The sequence below is a fragment of the Rickettsia helvetica genome (genome assembly GCF_963970025.1).
Taxonomy (GTDB): Bacteria; Pseudomonadota; Alphaproteobacteria; order Rickettsiales; family Rickettsiaceae; genus Rickettsia; species Rickettsia helvetica.
The window spans coordinates 830,842-851,090 of the sequence record NZ_OZ018776.1; the positions used below are offsets into that span (position 1 = coordinate 830,842).

The window sequence follows — 20,249 nt, forward strand, 5'->3', positions numbered from 1 at the left end:
ATTATTTCTGATTTTTATTCCTTAATAACTTTAGCTTGTAACTAGTAACGGTAAAATTGAACGGCATATCAGGTGATGTACTTGTACTGATAGCATCCATTATAAATCCGATTCTTGCTTCCCATACCATATTTTCTAAAATTTCACCCGTACTATTTTTTGCCAATGATTCAAAAGTAACAACTGCTTCATTATCGTTTATATTGTTAATTGATAATATATTAATTGAGCGTCTATATAATTTTTGATATCTTATGACCGGTGATAATGGGTTATCAATATTCATAAAATTAGCAAATTGCATATAAACAATACTTGTAGAAGCATTTTTGATAAAGGTAAATTGTTCTTTTAATATATCGTAATTGTATTCTTCTCGTTGTTTTACATAATTCTGAAGCATAATATTTGCAATAAAAATATAAGGATTTGCTAATGTTGAATGTTTAGTATTAGTAACAGTAGCTTGTTTTTCAGCATCATCTTTTATTAAATAACTTACTTTGTCGTTTATCGGTAGCAATATATTGATATTTATACAAATTAAGGTTAATAATAAGGTAAAAATCGTGCATATTAAAAGCAGAAGACTTCTATGACTTAACGGTAAGATATACTTAAAATTATACCATTTTCTTGCATCAATAAAATATTCACCGGATTTTATATATTCTTGTATTGCGTTGGTTAATGGGTCCATAATTACTAGATTAATAGCTAATGTTATTTTGTTTTAACTCTACCATAATTATTATAATATGATTATGATTTATTAATTTAATGTTATTTAAGCTATAAAATAAGTGTATATTGTTGCTACAATACCAAATATTATTTAACTTTAAAATTAAAATAAATTAATTATAAATTAAAATTATACAATAACAATTATTGATGGTAGTTATTATGTTATACTCGCCCCACTTGAAAAATTGGCGACAATGTCTTTATAAGTCCGCAGGTAGCCACGTATTAAGTATACGCTCTGTTCCCAAGTTGAACTTCGTATTGCTACTCTTTATTTACTTCAGAATATAATAGTTTACAATACTTTTTAATATTTTTTATATTTATAAATAGATTTTTTCAAAAAATGCTTGTGAACTATTGTATAGTAAGGTAATTTTAAAATAGTAACAAGAATTTAATAATGTATAATTAGAATGTTAAAATCATTAAAATTTCTATTAGTATTAATTATGCTGTCTCAATTATTGTCATGTACCCCTTCAGCTCCTTATGAAATTAAAAGCCCATGCGTTTCTGCTGATATAGAGGATGGATCGAGTTTAAGCGTAAATCCTTGTATAAGAAGACCGGTTAATTCAGTAAATATAGCATAAAAGTAATAGTTTTATACAATAACAATGTAATAATAAAAATACCTTTGATATGAATAATATATTTGGCTTCTTTAAATCAAGTAACAACTCGCAAAGTGGTTCAGGAGGTACACAAAATCAAGAAAGTATTAAATCGGCTAATCCTTTAAAAATTACTCAGAATTGGTATGAAGAACGATCTGATAAGTTAATTGTTCAACGTAACTTACTTATCATATTAGTAATACTACTAACCATTTTTATGGTTATATCAACTTTAGTAATAGCATTTATAGTAAAATCTAAACAGTTTGATCCTTTTGTTATTCAGCTTAATAGTAATACCGGACGTGCCTCGGTGGTAGAACCTATTTCATCACCGGTGTTAACGGCGGATGAGTCTCTTACAAGGTATTTTATAAAGAAATACATAACGGCACGGGAAACATATAATCCGGTTGATTTTACTACTTTAGCTCGTACGACAATAAGATTATTCTCAACAAGCGGTGTTTATTATAATTATCTTGGCTATATAAGAAATAAAGATTTTGATCCTACGATAAAATATAAAGAAGATAATACTACATTTTTAGTAATAAAATCATGGTCAAAAATTGCAGCCGATAAATATATAGTTAGATTTTCCGTAAATGAAACATCAGGAAGCCAATTAGTTTATAATAAAATAGCGGTAGTAAGTTATGCTTACGTGCCTATGCAATTAACAGATTCAGAACTTGATGTAAATCCGGTAGGGTTTCAAGTTAACGGATATAGGGTAGACGATGACAATAGTTAGATTTTATTTTTTAGTTTTTATATTATTAAGCGGTTTTACAGTACAACGAGAATGTCCACTTATAGATGATCCATGCAATAGTAGTAGTAATAATTATGTAGATGATTTATCTATAACTAAAGATAATAGGATAAAAACTTATATATATAATCCAAATGAAGTTTATTTATTAGTTTTGCATTTTGGCTTTCAATCGCATATAGAATTTGCTAAAAACGAAGAAATCCACAATATAATTCTTGGGGATGCTTATGCGTGGAAAATAACTCCTCTTGCAAATAGATTATTTATTAAGCCTCTTGAAAAAGATATTCGCACAAATATGACTATTATAACTAATAAAAGAACATATGAATTTGATATCGCTTCTACGGAACTTATGATGGGTAACGAAAGGGATTTAGTATATGTAATTAAATTTTACTACCCTAAGAAAAATAGTAATTACATGGCAAGGTTTTAATCGATGTCATTCCTGCCTACGGGGAAGGCATTGTTGCATGGATCGAAAAACGCACTCGGTGTCATACCGCGGCTTGACTACGGTATCCAGAAAAAAATTAATGTCATCCCGCAACTTGATTGTGGGATCTCAGAACACAGTCTGTGATAAAAGATATCGTGGTCAAGCTACGGTATGACAATTTTTTAATATCAAACACTTTAACTAATATAATTTAGATATGGCTGAAGAGCAAAATAATAATAATAATGCCGGTTCTTTATCAGGAGCAGATTCTCCTGAAGTACAAAGAGAATTATCAAAAGTTTCAGTTAGCTTTAATAAGAGTATTGCGATAGTAGTCGTAATTTGCTGTATTTTTATATATATTTTTTATACTCTTTTTTTCGGTACTAAAAAAGAAGAAATACCGAAGACTCAGATACCGAGTAATATTGTAAAACCTGTTACGGAGGTTGATGATAATATTCTGGAGATTCCAAAATTACCTGATCCGCCTAAGCTTGAGACGCCCACCGCTCTTCCACCGCTGCCTCCTCCGGTAGTAGAAGTTCCACCGGTCTTACCTCCTACTACTCCTGTAGAAGAGAATAAAGACAAAACGCTTCCATTGCCGCCGGTTTCGTTGCCTTCGACCTCAGGAATGCTAGTTGAGAGCGATGCAGAGAAGCAACGTCGTGAAGCAAAAAGAAAATCAGCTATAGTGTTAGTTAGTGGTGTAGAGCCTAAAAAAACACCGGAACAGATTACGGCAGAAGCGACCTTTAAAGATCGTGGTGATATGTCTTTAGTTCTTGGACGCGGTAAATTAATTGATGCAGTGCTTGAGACGGCAATTAACAGTGATCTCGGCGGTGAAATAAGAGCCATTATTAGTAGAGACGTATTTTCTGAGAAAGATAAAGTTATATTGATACCGAAAGGGTCAAAAATATTTGGTAAATATGCAACCTCAACTTCGTCAGACAGTTACGGTAGAGTTTCTATAATATGGGATAGAATCGATTTAACTAACGGTTATACTATAGAATTCGACTCACCTGCAGTTGATAATTTAGGTAGACCGGGACTACAAGGAAGAGTCGATAATAAATATAAAGAACAATTTGCAAATGCTGTATTACAATCTGGCTTTAATATAGGTCTTGCTAAAGTCCTTGATAAGTTAGTGCCGCCTCCTATAGATTCGCAGGCAGCGGCTACCAATAGTGCTACGGCAACACAATTATTAAATACGGCTCAAACTATCGCTGCTAATACCGGTATGGATGCAAATACTAGGATAGTTACAATTTGTACTAATATACTTGCTGCTATTACCGATAAAACTTCGACTGCTTATACTACTATGACTCAAGCATGTACAACAGCACAAACTGCTTCTTCAGCGAATACTGCTGAGCAGAGACTTCAAACCTTAGTACAGGCAGTTAATACGGCAGCTTCAAGTTTGCTTACTACTACATCTATAGCATCAACTCCGACGCAAGCACAACAAGCTTCTACTCAAGCTTTTACGGATGTGACGAATGTTGTACAAAATATGATCACTCAGCAGCAGTTTAAGCCGACGACAACGGTTAATCAAGGTACGCCGGTTAGAATATACGTTAATAAGGATTATAAATTCCCAAAAGCCATTTTATTAAAATCGAAGGTAATGAAATGAATGAAGAATTTGCAGCCTTAGAGACGTTTTTACTTCCTTTTAAAAATTTATTTGCTGAAGACGGTATTAACGAAATTATGGTTAATAAGCCTGGAGAAGTATGGGTTGAAAAAAAAGGCGATATATATTCTAAACAAATACCGGAACTGGATAGCGAACATCTACTTTCATTAGGGCGTTTAGTCGCTCAATCTACCGAACAGATGATTTCAGAAGAAAAACCGCTGCTTTCAGCAACTTTGCCGAATGGCTACCGTATTCAAATAGTATTTCCTCCTGCTTGTGAGATAGGACAAATCATTTATTCTATAAGAAAGCCTAGCGGTATGAATCTAACTTTAGATGAATATGCTAAAATGGGGGCATTTGATGATACTGCAACAGAAGGTTTAGTAGATGAAGATGCAGTAATTTTAAATAATTTCTTAGCTGAAAAAAAGATTAAAGAATTTATTAGACATGCAGTTGTTTCAAAGAAAAATATCATAATTAGCGGTGGTACTTCAACCGGTAAAACTACTTTTACTAATGCGGCACTTACTGAAATACCTGCAATAGAAAGATTAATTACTGTAGAAGATGCTCGTGAGGTTGTGCTATCAAGCCATCCTAACAGAGTGCATTTACTTGCTTCCAAAGGAGGACAGGGGCGTGCAAATGTTACTACTCAAGATTTAATAGAGGCCTGTTTGCGTTTAAGACCGGATAGAATTATAGTCGGTGAGCTTCGAGGTAAAGAAGCTTTTAGTTTTTTGCGTGCTATTAATACAGGTCACCCCGGTTCAATATCAACACTGCATGCTGATAGTCCCGCTATGGCAATTGAGCAGTTAAAGCTTATGGTTATGCAAGCAGATCTTGGTATGCCGCCTGAAGAAGTAAAGAAGTATATTTTAACCGTTGTAGATATCGTTGTGCAGTTAAAACGCGGTAGCGGTGGGAAGAGATATGTTTCAGAGGTGTACTACAAGAAGAATAAAAATGCTGAGGGGATGGTTTAAAAGCGTCATTGCGAGGAAATTACGAAGTAATTGACAAAGCAATCTTAGACAAGATTTCTGAGATTGCCATGCTCTTTTCAGTCGCTCGCAATGACGTAAAAATTACTCCACGCAAAAACTAACGTATAGAATAAACTAGGAATATCAATTCATGGAATGGTATAAGATACTTAAAGTTACTAGGAATATATTCGGTCATGCTATAATTCATCCAGTTGTTATTTTTTGTACCATTTGGATAAGCGGTGCATTTGTTGCAATTTTTACTAATGAGGTTAGAGCTTTAGGTGTAGATATAAATGCTATAAATATTGCTTATAAGTGGGCTTATTGGCTTATTAACGTTTGGGGGCAGTTAAAAATTGCCGACTATAATTATTTAAAATTGAAGCTAATTGCATCTCTTCTTGGTCCCGCTATTGTTGTTATAATATTTTATATTAAAAATTTTGAAAGAATAAAATCATTACAATTTTTTGAGCAACCGGAAAAAGTATATGGAGATGCTAGCTGGGCTAATCCATCAGATATAGAGGCTGCGGGTCTTAGATCCAAAAAAGGTATGTTAATAGGTGTTGATGTCGGTGGATATTTTGTTGCAGACGGGTTCCAGCATGCTTTATTATTTGCTCCTACCGGTTCAGGTAAAGGTGTGGGTTTTGTGATACCTAACCTGTTATTTTGGAGTGATTCGGTAGTAGTACATGACATAAAGCTCGAAAATCACGGTTTGACGAGCGGTTGGCGTGAGAAACAAGGTCAGAAAGTTTTTGTATGGGAACCTTCTAATCCCGACGGTGTCACTCATTGTTACAATCCGATTGATTGGGTTAGTACTAAGCCCGGGCAGATGGTTGATGACGTTCAAAAAATTTCAAATCTTATAATGCCGGAAAAGGATTTTTGGAATAATGAAGCACGAAGTTTATTCTTAGGTGTAACTTTATATTTAATAGCTGATCCTACTAAAACTAAATCTTTCGGTGAAGTAGTGCGTACCATGAGAAGTGACGACGTAGTTTATAATCTAGCGGTCGTACTCGACACTTTAGGCAGTGTAATACATCCTGTTGCATATATGAATATTGCTGCGTTTTTGCAAAAAGCCGATAAAGAGCGTTCGGGCGTAATATCTACAATGAACTCATCGCTTGAATTATGGGCAAATCCGCTTATTGATTCAGCTACTGCATCTTCTGATTTCAACATACAAGAATTTAAAAAAGTAAAAACAACCGTATATGTAGGGTTAACACCCGATAATATACAGCGTTTACAAAAATTAATGCAGGTGTTTTATCAGCAGGCGACAGAATTTTTAAGCCGCAAAATGCCGGATTTAAAGGAAGAGCCGCATGGGGTAATGTTCTTACTTGATGAGTTCCCGACGCTTGGGAAGATGGATACTTTTAAAGCCGGTATAGCTTATTTTAGAGGTTATAGAGTTCGGTTATTTTTGATTATTCAAGATACGCAGCAGTTAAAAGGAACATATGAAGATGCAGGGATGAATTCTTTCTTATCTAATGCAACATATCGTATTACTTTTGCTGCTAATAACTATGAAACGGCAAATTTAATATCGCAGCTTGTCGGTAATAAGACGGTAGAACAAAGATCATTTAGTAAACCTTTATTTTTTGACCTTAATATTTCTACTAGAACCCAAAATGTTTCTCAAGTTCAAAGAGCTTTACTTTTACCTCAAGAAGTAATACAGTTACCGAGAGATGAGCAAATTGTTTTAATAGAATCCTTTCCGCCTATAAAATCTCGTAAAATTAAGTATTATGAAGATAAGTTTTTTACTAGTAGATTATTACCGCCGACTTTTATACCTACTCAAGTACCTTTTAACCCTAGGGCAAATAATAATGAGGCTTCTGAAGAGACTGAAACAACAACTGCTCCGGAAAATAATGAGTAAGATCCAAAAATGCGTTCAGCTATTATTGATATCGGTTCAAATGCTTTAAGAGCTGTAGTTTATGAAAGTGATGAGCTTGGAGCTCCGGAAATTTTTAATTACAAATTTAGAAATTATCTTACAAATTTACTTAATTTAGATAATTTAGACGTAAAACATCAAACATATTTATCTCTACAATATCTTATCCATATTTTTACTAAACTGTCCGTTACTAATATTAGATGTGTTGCAACAGCTATACTTAGGGGGCATCCTAAAGCAGATGAATTCAAAGCTATAATTAAAAAGAGATTCAATATTGATATTGAAATTATCTCAGGTGAACGTGAAGCTTATTTAACTGCTGCCGGATTAATTTCCGGTATTAGTGATGCTTTCGGTATTGTAGCCGATCTTGGCGGTGGAAGTCTTGAGCTTGCACAGATTGGAAATAAAAAAGTCGGTAAATTAAAATCATTGCCGCTTGGTACAAAAATTATTGCTAGTAGCAATTTTGGTGATGTTGGGCTGATTACTAAAATGCTAGAGGAGGAATTTGGAGCTGCACATTATCCTAATTTATATTTAATCGGCGGTGCATTACGTCTAATGAGCCGTATATACATGGAGTCTATAAATTATCCCCTTAAAAATTTACATAATTTTGAAATAAATCGTGTAGAGTTTGAGTTATATTTAGAGAAATTATCGCAAATCGATAAATTAAAGTTGAGTTATTACGAGCAGAAAGCCATAAATTATAATGCAGTTTTAGTAATAAAAGCGATGATTAAGGTATTTTCACCGGAAAAAATTATTATCTCAAATTACGGTTTAAAAGAAGGAGTAAGATTTGACTCGTTGCCGTCTCATGAAACAGAAAAAGATATTATTTATGAGAGGGTAAAGAGATTAGTAAAATTTGATAGAAATATATGTAAAATTGAAAAATATATTGAAGCAGTACAATATCTTTTAATTAATTCCGATGCCACGACTCCTATTATTATTGAACTCGCTATAATGCTAGCACAATATAATAAAAATATTGATAAAACGCTCAGAGCAAATTTTGTTTCAGCATTTATATTATCTTCAGACATTCCTTTTAGTCATAGACAGCGTCTTATGCTAGGTATTGCCCTTACAGTTACTTATACTGCTAAAACTGACATGCAGATTAATAAAATAGCTAAGAAAATGATTAGTAAAAGTGATTATTACAACAGTCATATAATCGGTTATTATATAAAAATTGCTAGAGAGATCGATGGACCGGAATTCCAAGAACCTTCTTTTTCGATTAAATTAAAAGACGATAAATTTTTACAAATTAATGCTTCAAATATCTTGCCTAAACAAGTGTTTGAAAAGGTTTGTGAACGTTTAAAAGATATAAGTTCTGCTAGAAAAAATATTAGTTATAATTTTAGTGATTAGATTTTGTTTGTGTGTTTCCTTTTATGTCCTGCCTGCGGAAGTATTGTTGCGTGGATCACTTTTCAACGTCATTGCGAGGAAAAATTGAAAATTTTGACGAAGCAATCCAGTAAAAAATGCTAAAATTAGCATTTTTTTATTATTTTTTCTAGATTGCTACGCTTCTTTTAGTCGCTCGCAATGACGATTTGGTATCCATGCAACAACGCTCTTATGCATGATTAATTACGCTCTCCATCAAATGTGTCACAATTATATCTTCACCTAGAATTTGTACTTCTTGCTCTTGATCTTGAGAAACCGTAGAAATTTCATGAGACTCTTTATAGTCATTTAGTAATTTCAATATTTCCGGTTTATTAGTAGCTAAGTCTAAAGGAGTCTCATTGTGTGAATTTTTTTATGAATGTTGATATCCTTATGGCTAAGTAATAATTCAGCTATTTCAGGATTATTAGAATAATAGCATAATGTAAAAGAGTATTATTATCTGTATCTTTTTCATTGATATTTGTTTTTTCTAAAGAAAGTAAATAGTTTATTATTTCTAAATTACTGCGGTAAATGCCATAAATGAAAGCATTAAATATAATTTTGGAAGTTAAAGTTTCTTGTTCTATTTTCTTCATTATATCTATTTCTTGACATAAGGCTGCCATGGTCAAAACTTCATTTCCTAGGTTTTGTACATTTATAAAAGGTATAAGTTCCTTTAGTTCGTAGGCTAAGTTTTCACTTGGAGTTAATAATAATTTACCTATTTCATTATTTAATTTTATAATAGGGCTTTTGCTTAAAGCCTCTGAATCTTTTTTAAAAGTACAACTACTAAATCTAATTCTTCTTTCTTAAATTTATCTATTTTATTGTCATTTATAAGTTTTTGTAAGGTTAAGGGGCATCCGCTAGCAATAATACATTCTAATAATTTGTAATGAGGTTTAATCTCAATATTATCTATTCTGTCTAATGCACTAGCTTCTATATAATTTACATCTATAAAACTAATTTGTCTGTTTTTAAGCAGCCGTAAAATGTTTTGTCCCAATAAATCACTAGCTTTTTAGTGAGATATTTCCATTAGCTCCTGCAAGCCTTGTGCAGGATTATTCTCATAAAAGTTACGAGCAGCATCAAATAGTTTTTTTACTAGAGAAACTCTCTCATTACTTTCTTCTTCATTCTTATCTTCAGTTATACTACTATATTCTCTTAGCGTATTAAGTAAGTTCATAATAGCTTAAATATGGTGCAATTTCTTCTTGTGTTAATATTCCTGCTTTTACTAACTTATGTTCTTCAATATTAGTTATTTCTTTTCCTGTTCTTTGATCGTGTTCTTGGTTTTATAAATTTTGTCGATTTGCCTTATTTAAGGATTCCACTTCTTTTTTATATTTAGCAATTATTTCTTGTTTTTCTTCTTCAGAATTCTTAGCGTTTAAAAGTAGAACGTATTTTTTTTCTAGATATTCTGCTAAAGCTTTTGTATCTTCAGCAGTCTTGATCCTTTCTTGATCTTTTAGGTTATTCTCATATACTTTTAATAAGTCTGTATTTTTGTTGCTTCACTAAATAGCAATGCACTAAACAGCAAAGCTTTTTCAAGATCCTCTTTGCTTTGTTCTTTCCGTTCTATGGCTTTATGCTGAGTTTCAGTTACTTTAGTTTGATATTCTTTTTCAAGTTCAGATTCAGATATTTTTGTAAAATATTCTATTTTTGTGTTAATTTCTTCTAAAGTATTATTTTTTATTAATTCTGCAGTTTCTGCACACATTTGGAGTAATTCGGCCTCAGTTAATTTTTTTAATTCTTTAAAAGTATTTGTTAGTTCCATTATTTCTTTTAGCTCTTCTTCGAGCTCGTTAGTTAAACTTTGTGATTCTTACGGTTGAATTCTAATATTATTTAAATGATTGATTACATAGCTAATAGCATCATATTGCTTTTTATATTGTAAAGGAAATAAATTGATTATTGATTCTAAATTCCCATCAATAATTGAAAAAATTTCTTGTGCTACGAGTGATATATTTTTTACCCCTTATCTATATTAAAATACCATATTTCGTGGTAATTTCTTGCTTCTTATAGCACGATTATTTATATATGTAAAGAAAAGATCCAAATTAATTTTAATTATTTCTATATACAAAACTTAACAAATATTAATATTTTATTAAGCTCTCTTAGTCTACCTCCCAAATCATTATATACTCTTGAAAACGTTGTTTAATGATACATGCAATAATGCCACTCCTAAAAGCCATAAATATATTAGGATTTATGATAAAAAATTATTGGAAAAAGTTTTGGAAGAATAGTACTACCAAATCACAAAATTTTATTGAACTAAACGACATTGCATACGATAATTTAAAAAGAGTCAGAGTCGGCATAGAAGCTTATCGTGAAAATGTTATAGTATATAGGTGTATTAATTTAATTGCACAATCGGCGGGACATGTTCCGTGGAAAGTGCTTAAAAGTAAAACCAGAGAAATAATATCAGACCATCCGGTACATTATTTACTAAAAAGACCGAATCCTGAAAAATCCGGAGCGGATTTTTTTAGTGAGCTAATTGCAAGCAAATTATTATTCGGTAATAGTTATATTTTATCAACTCTAGACTCGTACCCTAAAGAGATTTATTTACTACCCGCTCTTGCTACGGAACTTGTTATAGAACATAACAATTTAGTTGCTTATAAATATAAAAGTAACAAAGGTGATAGGATTTATAAGATTGATCCTATTTGCAAGATGAGTAGAGTCTTGCATTTAAAAAACTATCATCATAGGTATCTAATTTTTCCCATCTTTTGAATTTTATAATTTCCTGATTGAAAGCTGCTAAGTTCCAATCATCATTAACTAGTATTTCAAAATTTTTACAGTTAATAGTGAGAGAATCTGAAGCAAAACCGACTACGCTACCTATAAAAGTCCGGTTAGTTAATTTGCTATTTTGGTATAATCTCTGCCTTCTGTAGACACATATAAGGCTTCATTAATATTACTCTGTAAATAAACTGCTAGATAAGGCTGATCATGCCCCTCTACCACATTAAAAGGTAAGTCAAGTATAATACATTTAACTTCGGTCTTTATGGTTTTCTCAAAACCGGATAGAATATTTGCAGCAGGCAAATAATAAGAAGATAAATTATCTATAACGCCTGTAACATAAGAAGTTAGAGAAAGTAATTCTTTATTCACTATTCTAATTTGGTATTTAAGTTTGTTATAATGAAGTATTAAGAAATCCCCTAGCTTAAACCCATGAAAAAGTGCAGGTATTAAGAATTTGATTACCTTGCTCTCAATAGAAGCATTTTTTAAGATTAATCCTCCTATTTTTTCTATTTCAGGCAGCGATAAGATAATAGGAATTTTGACGTTAAGGGTTGGACTATTTGAACCTGTTTCATTGCTTACATAACAATAGGAATGAGCATAATTATTAAAACCGATCGATAAAATTAATACTAAGCTTGCTAATAATATTTTCTTCAGGTATTTCCGTTTGCTTTAAATAACTATTATCTGAAATTTTTATTAAGCTTTCGCTGCTTAGATGCTCTAAATTACCTGCTCCTCACTTTAGAAATTTAATTTTTTCACGTTCGCTTGCGATCATATCAAAAAAGTAAAATATTCTTAGAGAATTAATCACATCTATTGTAGATAAAATTTTATTCAAAATAAAACCGTCTACCACTTCGTCAATAGTAGAAATATCGATTTTTTGTAGGTCAATACCGCTTCTAGCAGATAGCTCAAGGATTATCTCGGCAAGACTACAAGAGCCGAATTTGCCGTTAACCCAATGTCCTGTTTCCCATAAATGATTATCGCTCCAAATATTCCCATGCGGCCATGCAGGGTAGGGACGTGCATCCCATATCCATAAGAACATTTCTTCTATATATTCTTGCGTTTGCCAATATTCTATGAAGCCTTTAATAGCTGTGCGTTGTACAGAAAAATCCGTACCTGCCGAGGAATATTTAGGGCTACCGCCGTCCGTACATTTAGGATCAAAGAATACGTTTGGTTGGTTTAGTGCTTTATCTATTGACGGAAAGCCAAACTCGGTAAACCATATTTTTTTCATTTTTGGCTCCCAAGCCGTTCGATTCCCGTCAGGATTATTAGTGATGATTTTCCTACCAATACCCTACATTCTTCCAAGCATAAGGAGCAGATAGAGGCTGTTTATTACCGTTGCCGTCTAAATAATAATCATACCCTTCGCCTGAGTTACAACCTTTCATAATTTCTTCTTTAGTTATCTGAGAGTTTAAAGAACGAGTTAAAGGGAAATAAGCATCTATTCCGACAAAATCAATATAAGGGGAGGTAAATAACGGGTCTAAATTATACCACCCGCCGCTAGTATGATGATATTCTGACCAATCAGCGGCATAAGTAACTTGTACATTACTTCCTACTATTTCTTTTACTAAACGAGCAAGGTTGATAAGCTCGCTTACTGCCGGAAAATTATTGGCTGCATCTTTTATAGAAGTTATGCCGATCAGCTCCGAGCCGATTATAAAGCTATCTACATAATCTTTAACAAGCCTTGCATAGTGAAGAATGAAATTATTATAGCCGTCTGCTTTATGAAAAAAATTATTTACTGAATTTGTAGAACCTGTAACATGCCCACGCCACGGTTTACCTGATAAGTCCATGAAAAATATTGGATAAAACATAATTTTTAAATTACGTCTTTTTAACTCGGTTAAGTAACATACTAAACTAGCATCATTAACCGTGCCGCCGTAATTAGGGTTGTCATGCTCATCTTTAGAGATAATTTTAGCATTTGCTCTATTATAACGACCTACTTGCCAAGTACATGAATATGAGGTTAGAGGGTCGTTAAACTCTATAGCCGGCTTTATGCTGCAATAGCTTATGTCTAAACTATCGCCAAACCAAGAAACTACCAAAGGGCTATCCATTTTATATTAGGGCAGGTGTTTTATAGCTGATTGAGACTAAATACGCTATCCGCAATATTATAATGATTATGAGAGTTAATAGTTTCGTGATTCACAACGCCGCCGTAAGAACTTTCTTGAGTTTTATATTGTTGCCGTATCGTAAACAAATTCGCCTGATCCCGGGATCATGTTAATGCTACTGATTAAATTTTCAACTTTTGCATAATTATTCGGTAAATAAATATTTGGTTTTCTTGTTACTTCAAATGAGAAACTCGGAATAATATCACCGAAATCTTCTAAAGGTAATTCTTCAAATACTATATAGCTAAGTGATCTAAAAGCAGGAGTTTTACCGTTACCGAGGTAGGTTTTAATTAAAGGATCGGGTAATTGCGTTTCTGAGCCTTTATATAATCTAAAATTATACTTACCTAAATTTTATTACTTCATCACCCGCCCATACTCTATTAATCTCTCCCTCGCAAATACTAACTGCAAAAGAAAAGAAATAGCTATATTCAGTGAAATTAGTAACGGATTTTAAGTTATGAAAATAAGGGAAATATTCTTTATGACGGGTACTATTTTCTATCTCTTTAATTTGATCTGCCCACATTATTTTTACGTTAACTCTTGCAGTACCAAAAATTAGTTGTATAGGTTCACCGTAATTAGCTGTTACATATTTAAAGCTTTCTTTGAAATTTTTAATATTGTCATATTATATCGGTTCGTGATTTAGTTGATCTAAATACTCACCAAGCATTTTGCCGGCAAATCTTCCTACACTTGAAAATATGCTGCCGCCAAATGCATTTCCAACAGCACTGCCAAGCGAACTAAAAAAACTTCCAAACATATTTACCATATTATAGTTTAATATGGATTGATATTAGCATTATGATGTGGTAACACTAATAGTATTGATGTCATTCCTGAGACTACATCGTCATTGCGAGCGAACGTTAGTGAGCGTGGCAATCTCAGGAATTCTCCCGAGATTGCTTCGTCAATTACTTCGTAATTTTCCTCGCAATGACAAAATTAAAAAAATGGAAACCATAAATGTTTAAAAAATCTTTATTCATCTTACTATTGCTTGTTGCTTCCTTAGTTAAAGCAGAGATTATAGAAGTGGATAGTTTAAATAAAATAAAACAAGATTTTAAAGAAAATTATAATAAAAATTATGTACCTCAGGATTTATTAGTAGTAACAGTTTTAGATGAATTTTTGTTTAAGTCTTTAGTGCCTATCGGTGAACAAATTGATGAAGATATTTATCTTACACTAACTCCTCTTTTGCGTAATATTAATAAAAATCCAAAAGCTATTTATATAAATCAATTGATTTTAACTAATGATAGTTATAAGAAAGAATTACAAGAATCTGATTTTCCAAATTTTGTAAATGAAATGAGTAATAGTAAAATCCCTATAATAGCAGTAAATGATGGCTTTACCGGTAATTTTAATAATATTCCTAAATTTGAAATATGGTTTGCCGATTATTTAAAGAAAAATTTCGATATTGATTTTTCAAATAGTTTTCCAAACAATAATTATATTATTTTTAATAATTTAGACAGTTTTGCTAATACTTATCCGGTATTTTATAAGGGTATATTGACAAGTAATAATATATCGGAAGCGGAAATGATGATCAATTTCCTTGTTCAAATGAATTTTATACCGAAATGCTTTATAATGATTAGTAGTAGCGTAGAATTGCTAAGCTCAATGGAATTTCAGCTTAATAGTTATAGTTCTAATATATTATTTATTGGTTATCATTATAATAATAAAAATACCCCGGAAAATAAGGATGCTGCATATTATACTAACACCATTGGTGATTTAATACCTCAAATAAATAAAGTAAAAAGAAATAATCCGCCTTTAAAGAATAATAATGCGAAAGGTAAAAATCCTTATGACAAAAGTAGACCTCTTAAATAACCTCTTGCTAAAGGTAATTTGTACGTCAATCCGGTACTCGCATCTGCACGATCTTTTTTGTACGCTGCGGCGGCAAGTGTTTCCGTGTTTCCTTCAAATTCCTCTTTATAAGATATGTTATTTAAGAGGTCTAATCAATAAAGTTTTATTGAGTTTACTTTGCTTAGTTATTTCGTGTGCAGGCTACGGTCAAATTATTCCTACTTACTCCATAGATTCGGTAACAATGAAAAATTTATTACCGAAGATAGATGCAGATACGCTGGTACTTATAAATATAGATAATACTATTATAACACCGAAATCCAAATTATTTCGATACCAGGATAATTCTTATATAAATTTTACTAAATATTTATATAGTCTTGCAGCGGATAACGCATCAGTTAATAAAACTATTGCAAAATTGATAGAGCAGCGTCAAATGATGCTTGTTGAATCTAAATGGGTAGATTTAATTAATAAGATGAAACAGCAAGGTGCAACGGTTTTAGGTCTTCAGGAAATAACGGCCCCATGTAATTTAATTGAAAATTATGAAGGATGGTTATATACCTTACTTTATGGACTCAATATTAATTTTACTAATAAAGTTAATGATAAAGATGTATTTAGATTTAATCCAAGTGATGCTGGAGCCCCTATTTTTTATTTAGGTATAATATTTACCGGTAATATAAATAGAGTAAAAACTCTTATAGAGTTCTTAAAAATTATACCAAAACAACCTAAAAAAATAGTAATTTTTGCAAATAATAAAAAAGATTTAGAAAATATGGACTCTTATTTAAGTATGGTTGATATAGGGTATTATGGAATTGAATATTTGGGGTGGCAAATGTTACCGGGGTCACCTGATCATCAAATCGCTGAGTTGCAGCAATCTACGTTTTTAAATACCGGTCAGTGGTTAGAAGATGATACAGCTGCAAAGATGTTAAATAAATAATTATGAATGACAATTTAATTAATGCTTTAAAAGATTTAATTATTAATACCGGCAAGGTTGCACTAGATATAAAAAAGGCAGGAATATTGACTGATACTAAATCAGATGGGTCAGTAGTCACTAATGCCGATAAGGAAATTAGTAAAATAATTTATCAAACTCTACGAACCTTAACCTCTCAAATAGCTATAGTATGTGAAGAACAGCCGCTACCTATATTAAGCAGTGATACTTTTTGGTTAATCGATCCTATTGACGGGACACGGAGCTATGTAAACGGTAAAAGTACATATACGTTAAATATAGGGCTTATTGAAAACGGTTCTCCGACCATCGGCTTGATATATCACCCTGAAACAGCAAAGCTATATTATACCGATGTAAACGGTCGGTTAAAAATCGAACAGAATTCTAAAGAAGTATTTGTTAATCATGAACCTAAACATGAAGAGCTTAATGCGGTAATAGGTTTTTATAATTCAAATAAAGCTACTAAAGAATTTTTAAGTAAGTATTCATTCGGTCAAATAAATGCAATAGGTAGTTCAATTAAACTATGCTTAATTGCTGAAGGAACAGCTGATATATATCCAAAATTCGGTCAAACTATGGAATGGGACATAGCGGCAGGTCATGCTTTAATTAAAGCCGGCGGCGGTAATATTTTAGATTGCGACGGACAAGAAATTACTTACGGTAAAGAAAATTTTGCTAATCCTAATTTTTTCGCCTGTAGCAAATATTGGTTGGGAAAGAATCCAAACTGTCATACCTTGGCTTGACCACGGTATCCATTAGAAACATTTGTAGTAGTTAAATATTACTGGATACCGCGATCAAGTCGCGGACAATACAGACTATTGGATTCCCGCTTTCGCGGGAAGGCATTGTTGCGTGGACTAGTTTTCGTCATTGCGAGGAAAATTACGGAGTAATTGACACAGCAATCCAGGAACAAATACTAAATTTAGCATTGTTTTATTATTTTTTTTGGATTGCCACGCAGCCTACGGCTGCTCGCAATGACGATTTGGTATCCACGCAACAATACCCCTCGTGGGAATGACATCTCAAACCAACTTCTTCAACTCATAAATCAACTCAAGTGCTTCTTTAGGGGATAGTTTATCAGGATCGATAGTTCTAAATTTTTCATCTAATTTGTTGCTTATAGTAGTTTTATTAGGTTCAAGATTAAACAAACTCAAATTATTTGATTCCGTCGATAAGATATTTTTTCCTTTACCTGTAGAAGTTTTTTCAAATTTAAGCAGAATCTGCTCAGCTCTGTTTATAACACTCGCAGGAAGACCGGCAAGAGCCGCAACATGAATACCGTATGACCTATCAGCTGCACCTGAGATAATATTATGTAAAAATAGAATATCTTTACCTGACTCCTCAATAGCAATAGTATAATTTTGCAAAGCCGGCAAAAAATTACTCATAACGGTAAGTTCATGATAGTGAGTTGCAAACAAACAGCGACATTTCAGTTTATCATGGATATATTCAAGCACCGACCAAGCTATAGATACACCGTCGTAAGTGGAAGTACCTCTACCTACCTCATCAAGGATGATTAAAGAATTCTTTGTAGATTGGGCAAGAATTGCCGAGGTTTCAAGCATCTCTGCCATAAAGGTTGATTGACCTTTAATTAAGTCATCGGCAGCACCTATTCGGCTAAATATTTTGTCGACTACTCCTATTTTAGCACTTTTTGCAGGAACAAATGAACCTATTTGAGCAATGATTGCGATAATGGCGTTTTGACGCAGATAAGTACTTTTACCTGCCATATTAGGACCGGTAATTAACCAAATACGCTCAAGCTCCGATAAATGACAGTCATTATATACAAAGCTTTTGCTTTCTCGCTGTAGTGCTTTCTCTACTACCGGATGTCGTCCTTTAACGATATCAAAGCTTAAATCATCGGTAAATTCAGGCTTAACATAATCATATTCATCAGCGATATAAGCAAAATTACAAAATACATCAAGTCCGCTTAAAGAGCTTGCAAGCATTCGTAAATAGGAAGCTTTTGCGATTACTTGGCTACAAATATCCGCATATAATTCTTTTTCTAAGCTTATTACTAAGGTTTTGGCGTTGACTAACTCGCTTTCAAGCTTTTGTAATTCGGTAGTAGTGTAGCGGACATTATTGACTGTGGTTTGACGGTGAATAAATTTGGGATCGGTGATTTTATTGACATTTTTAGCAGTTATATCGATAAAAAGCCCAATAACATTATTATGAGATATTTTTAAACTGTCTATATTTGTTTCTTTACGATATTGATCTTTTAGCTTTTCAATATGTAATTTCCCATTATTAATTAAATCATGTAATTGTGCTACTTTCGGATGATATTCATGCCTTATTATACCGCCTTCATTTAAATTATTCGGGGCATCTTCACGTATTGTTTCGTCTATTAAATTATATAACTCTTCATTACCTGACAGCGATTTAATAATTTTTTCAATAAAATCAGGCAAATTAAAACCGTAAGCATCAAAAAATACTCCTTTAATAATCGTTGCTGTTTCCAAAGTATATTTAATACTAAGTAAATCGCGACCTGAACTTCTATTCATCGTAATACGTGTTAAGCAGCGTTCTATATCACTAGTTTTTTTTAGAAGTTCTCTAATTTTTTTTACTATTTCTAAGTTAGAATAAAAGAATTCGGCAATATTTAAACGGTGGTTTATTTTGAGGATGTCGGTTAAAGGACTTGAAAGAAAATTATATAATAAACGTCCGCCTTGTTTAGTAACCGTATGATTAAGGGTGCTGAGTAAACTTCCTTGCGAGCTGCCTTGTGAGTTTGTTACAATTTCAAGGTTGCGTCTAGTTGCAAAATCAATAGTCATATAGCTATGAAAATTGACAATTCTAGGGATCGGTAAATGAGGAATATTTTGTTTTTGAGTTAACGATAAATATTCTAAGATGCTACCTATAGCACAAATTTGACCGTTAGATACTTCACCAATCCCTTTAATATCTTTCATTTTATAAAAATCTAAAATGATTTTTTCACATTTATTAACTGCAAAAAAACTATCAACTTGATAGGTAATACGAAAATTTAATTGTTTGAAGATATTATCCGCAAGATTAGAAGATCTTAGATTTTCGCTAAGTAAAATTTCACGAGGTTTTAGACGGGCAAGTTCATTGAGAATTTCAGCTTCCGGTATATTAACTACAAAAATTTCAGAAGTAGAAAGATCAATGTAACAAAGGCTAGCTGTTTCTTTATTTTTCGGTATTACGAGACTTGCTAAATAATTAGGTTTGGCTGAAGCAATTAAATTTTCTTCAATTATAGTTCCTGGAGTTATAATACGTGTGACATCTCTAGTAACTATCGCTTTATAACCGCCTCTATTTTTTGCTTCTTCAGGTGTTTCAAGTTGATCACAAATAGCAACCTTATAGTTTTCTTCAATTAACTTAGTTAAATAATTCTCAAGTGCATGATAAGGTACGCCGCACATTGGGACTTCTTCTTCGCCGTTTTTGCCTCTTTTTGTTAAGGCAATACCTAAAACATTGCTGGCTAAGATTGCATCCTCATAGAACATCTCATAAAAATCACCCATTCTAAATAGTAGTAAGCAATCTAAATGAGCAAATTTAATGTCTAGATATTGTTGCATCATTTTCGTTGCAACATCGTAATTATATTTTTGTTTAAATTCTTGAAGATTCATATTAAGCAAAGTTATATATTGGTTTATCAAAATATATAGG

At 32.3% G+C, this 20,249-nt stretch carries 21 protein-coding genes and 2 pseudogenes; 11 read left to right on the forward strand and 12 right to left on the reverse strand.

Annotation, left to right across the window (positions count from 1 at the left end; translation table 11 throughout):
• Position 1: 1 nt before the first annotated feature.
• Positions 2–700: a virB8 family protein gene (locus tag AB1146_RS04970; protein ID WP_010423482.1), complete on the reverse strand. Its 699-nt coding sequence runs from the start codon at positions 698–700 to the stop codon at positions 2–4.
• Positions 701–1,163: 463 nt separating this feature from the next.
• Between AB1146_RS04970 and AB1146_RS04975 the strand changes: the two genes are divergently transcribed.
• From AB1146_RS04975 to AB1146_RS05010, 7 genes are all read left to right on the forward strand, one after another.
• Positions 1,164–1,343, forward strand: a complete 180-nt coding sequence (locus tag AB1146_RS04975) for a DUF2706 domain-containing protein (protein WP_010423481.1) — start codon at positions 1,164–1,166, stop codon at positions 1,341–1,343.
• Between the two features lie 49 nt (positions 1,344–1,392).
• Entirely contained in the window at positions 1,393–2,124 is a 732-nt protein-coding gene (locus AB1146_RS04980) for a virB8 family protein (protein WP_010423480.1), read from the forward strand.
• Positions 2,111–2,587 carry a TrbG/VirB9 family P-type conjugative transfer protein gene (locus AB1146_RS04985; RefSeq protein ID WP_010423479.1) on the forward strand — a complete coding sequence of 159 codons (477 nt, stop codon included), beginning with the start codon at positions 2,111–2,113 and terminating at the stop codon, positions 2,585–2,587. The genes AB1146_RS04980 and AB1146_RS04985 overlap by 14 nt, the downstream gene beginning before the upstream one ends.
• A gap of 220 nt (positions 2,588–2,807) precedes the next feature.
• A complete protein-coding gene (locus AB1146_RS04995) occupies positions 2,808–4,256 on the forward strand; it encodes a TrbI/VirB10 family protein (RefSeq protein WP_010423478.1) in 1,449 nt (482 codons plus the stop codon).
• Entirely contained in the window at positions 4,253–5,257 is a 1,005-nt protein-coding gene (virB11, locus tag AB1146_RS05000) for a P-type DNA transfer ATPase VirB11 (RefSeq protein WP_010423477.1), read from the forward strand. The genes AB1146_RS04995 and virB11 overlap by 4 nt, the downstream gene beginning before the upstream one ends.
• Before the next feature lie 151 nt (positions 5,258–5,408).
• Positions 5,409–7,184, forward strand: coding sequence for a type IV secretory system conjugative DNA transfer family protein (locus AB1146_RS05005; protein ID WP_010423476.1), 1,776 nt, complete (start codon positions 5,409–5,411; stop codon positions 7,182–7,184).
• A gap of 9 nt (positions 7,185–7,193) precedes the next feature.
• Entirely contained in the window at positions 7,194–8,606 is a 1,413-nt protein-coding gene (locus tag AB1146_RS05010) for a Ppx/GppA phosphatase family protein (protein WP_010423475.1), read from the forward strand.
• A gap of 440 nt (positions 8,607–9,046) precedes the next feature.
• Here AB1146_RS05010 and AB1146_RS05015 read toward each other — a convergent pair whose 3' ends face one another.
• From AB1146_RS05015 to AB1146_RS05030, 4 genes are all read right to left on the reverse strand, one after another.
• A complete protein-coding gene (locus AB1146_RS05015) occupies positions 9,047–9,265 on the reverse strand; it encodes an ankyrin repeat domain-containing protein (protein WP_010423474.1) in 219 nt (72 codons plus the stop codon).
• Between the two features lie 134 nt (positions 9,266–9,399).
• The gene (locus tag AB1146_RS05020; RefSeq protein WP_029374825.1) at positions 9,400–9,654 is read right to left on the reverse strand and encodes a hypothetical protein; all 255 of its coding nucleotides are present in this window, start codon (positions 9,652–9,654) and stop codon (positions 9,400–9,402) included.
• A 15-nt stretch (positions 9,655–9,669) separates the two neighbouring features.
• Positions 9,670–9,840, reverse strand: a complete 171-nt coding sequence (locus AB1146_RS05025; RefSeq protein ID WP_156790190.1) for a hypothetical protein — start codon at positions 9,838–9,840, stop codon at positions 9,670–9,672.
• 309 nt (positions 9,841–10,149) lie between these two features.
• Positions 10,150–10,446 carry a hypothetical protein gene (locus tag AB1146_RS05030; RefSeq protein ID WP_010423473.1) on the reverse strand — a complete coding sequence of 99 codons (297 nt, stop codon included), beginning with the start codon at positions 10,444–10,446 and terminating at the stop codon, positions 10,150–10,152.
• Between the two features lie 449 nt (positions 10,447–10,895).
• Between AB1146_RS05030 and AB1146_RS05035 the strand changes: the two are divergent.
• A pseudogene (locus tag AB1146_RS05035) lies at positions 10,896–11,417 on the forward strand (phage portal protein); the annotation flags it as partial.
• Between the two features lie 150 nt (positions 11,418–11,567).
• Here AB1146_RS05035 and AB1146_RS05040 read toward each other — a convergent pair.
• The 5 genes from AB1146_RS05040 to AB1146_RS08580 all read right to left on the reverse strand — a co-directional run bounded on the left by AB1146_RS05040 (position 11,568) and on the right by AB1146_RS08580 (position 14,438).
• The gene (locus tag AB1146_RS05040; protein ID WP_010423471.1) at positions 11,568–11,831 is read right to left on the reverse strand and encodes a hypothetical protein; all 264 of its coding nucleotides are present in this window, start codon (positions 11,829–11,831) and stop codon (positions 11,568–11,570) included.
• 379 nt (positions 11,832–12,210) lie between these two features.
• Positions 12,211–12,729 (reverse strand): glycoside hydrolase TIM-barrel-like domain-containing protein, encoded by a 519-nt coding sequence (locus AB1146_RS05045; RefSeq protein ID WP_029374824.1) that lies wholly within the window; start codon positions 12,727–12,729, stop codon positions 12,211–12,213.
• Positions 12,730–12,781: 52 nt separating this feature from the next.
• The gene (locus AB1146_RS05050; RefSeq protein WP_029374823.1) at positions 12,782–13,585 is read right to left on the reverse strand and encodes a glycoside hydrolase TIM-barrel-like domain-containing protein; all 804 of its coding nucleotides are present in this window, start codon (positions 13,583–13,585) and stop codon (positions 12,782–12,784) included.
• 412 nt (positions 13,586–13,997) lie between these two features.
• A complete protein-coding gene (locus AB1146_RS05055; protein WP_010423470.1) occupies positions 13,998–14,186 on the reverse strand; it encodes a hypothetical protein in 189 nt (62 codons plus the stop codon).
• A gap of 105 nt (positions 14,187–14,291) precedes the next feature.
• The gene (locus AB1146_RS08580; RefSeq protein ID WP_029374822.1) at positions 14,292–14,438 is read right to left on the reverse strand and encodes a hypothetical protein; all 147 of its coding nucleotides are present in this window, start codon (positions 14,436–14,438) and stop codon (positions 14,292–14,294) included.
• Between the two features lie 197 nt (positions 14,439–14,635).
• Between AB1146_RS08580 and AB1146_RS05065 the strand changes: the two genes are divergently transcribed.
• Positions 14,636–15,529 carry a DUF2608 domain-containing protein gene (locus AB1146_RS05065; RefSeq protein ID WP_010423468.1) on the forward strand — a complete coding sequence of 298 codons (894 nt, stop codon included), beginning with the start codon at positions 14,636–14,638 and terminating at the stop codon, positions 15,527–15,529.
• A gap of 8 nt (positions 15,530–15,537) precedes the next feature.
• On the opposite strand, the pseudogene AB1146_RS05070 reads toward AB1146_RS05065, so the two are convergent.
• Positions 15,538–15,639 (reverse strand): annotated as a pseudogene (locus AB1146_RS05070) (palindromic element RPE1 domain-containing protein); the annotation flags it as partial.
• 2 nt (positions 15,640–15,641) lie between these two features.
• Here AB1146_RS05070 and AB1146_RS05075 point away from each other — a divergent pair.
• Together AB1146_RS05075 and AB1146_RS05080 are read left to right on the forward strand one after the other, a co-directional pair.
• Positions 15,642–16,478 carry a DUF2608 domain-containing protein gene (locus tag AB1146_RS05075; RefSeq protein WP_198005286.1) on the forward strand — a complete coding sequence of 279 codons (837 nt, stop codon included), beginning with the start codon at positions 15,642–15,644 and terminating at the stop codon, positions 16,476–16,478.
• Between the two features lie 2 nt (positions 16,479–16,480).
• Positions 16,481–17,260 carry a 3'(2'),5'-bisphosphate nucleotidase CysQ gene (locus tag AB1146_RS05080; protein ID WP_010423465.1) on the forward strand — a complete coding sequence of 260 codons (780 nt, stop codon included), beginning with the start codon at positions 16,481–16,483 and terminating at the stop codon, positions 17,258–17,260.
• A gap of 288 nt (positions 17,261–17,548) precedes the next feature.
• Here AB1146_RS05080 and mutS read toward each other — a convergent pair whose 3' ends face one another.
• On the reverse strand, positions 17,549–20,209 hold the full coding sequence (mutS, locus tag AB1146_RS05085) for a DNA mismatch repair protein MutS (protein ID WP_010423464.1): 2,661 nt from the start codon (positions 20,207–20,209) through the stop codon (positions 17,549–17,551).
• Positions 20,210–20,249 lie beyond the last annotated feature (40 nt).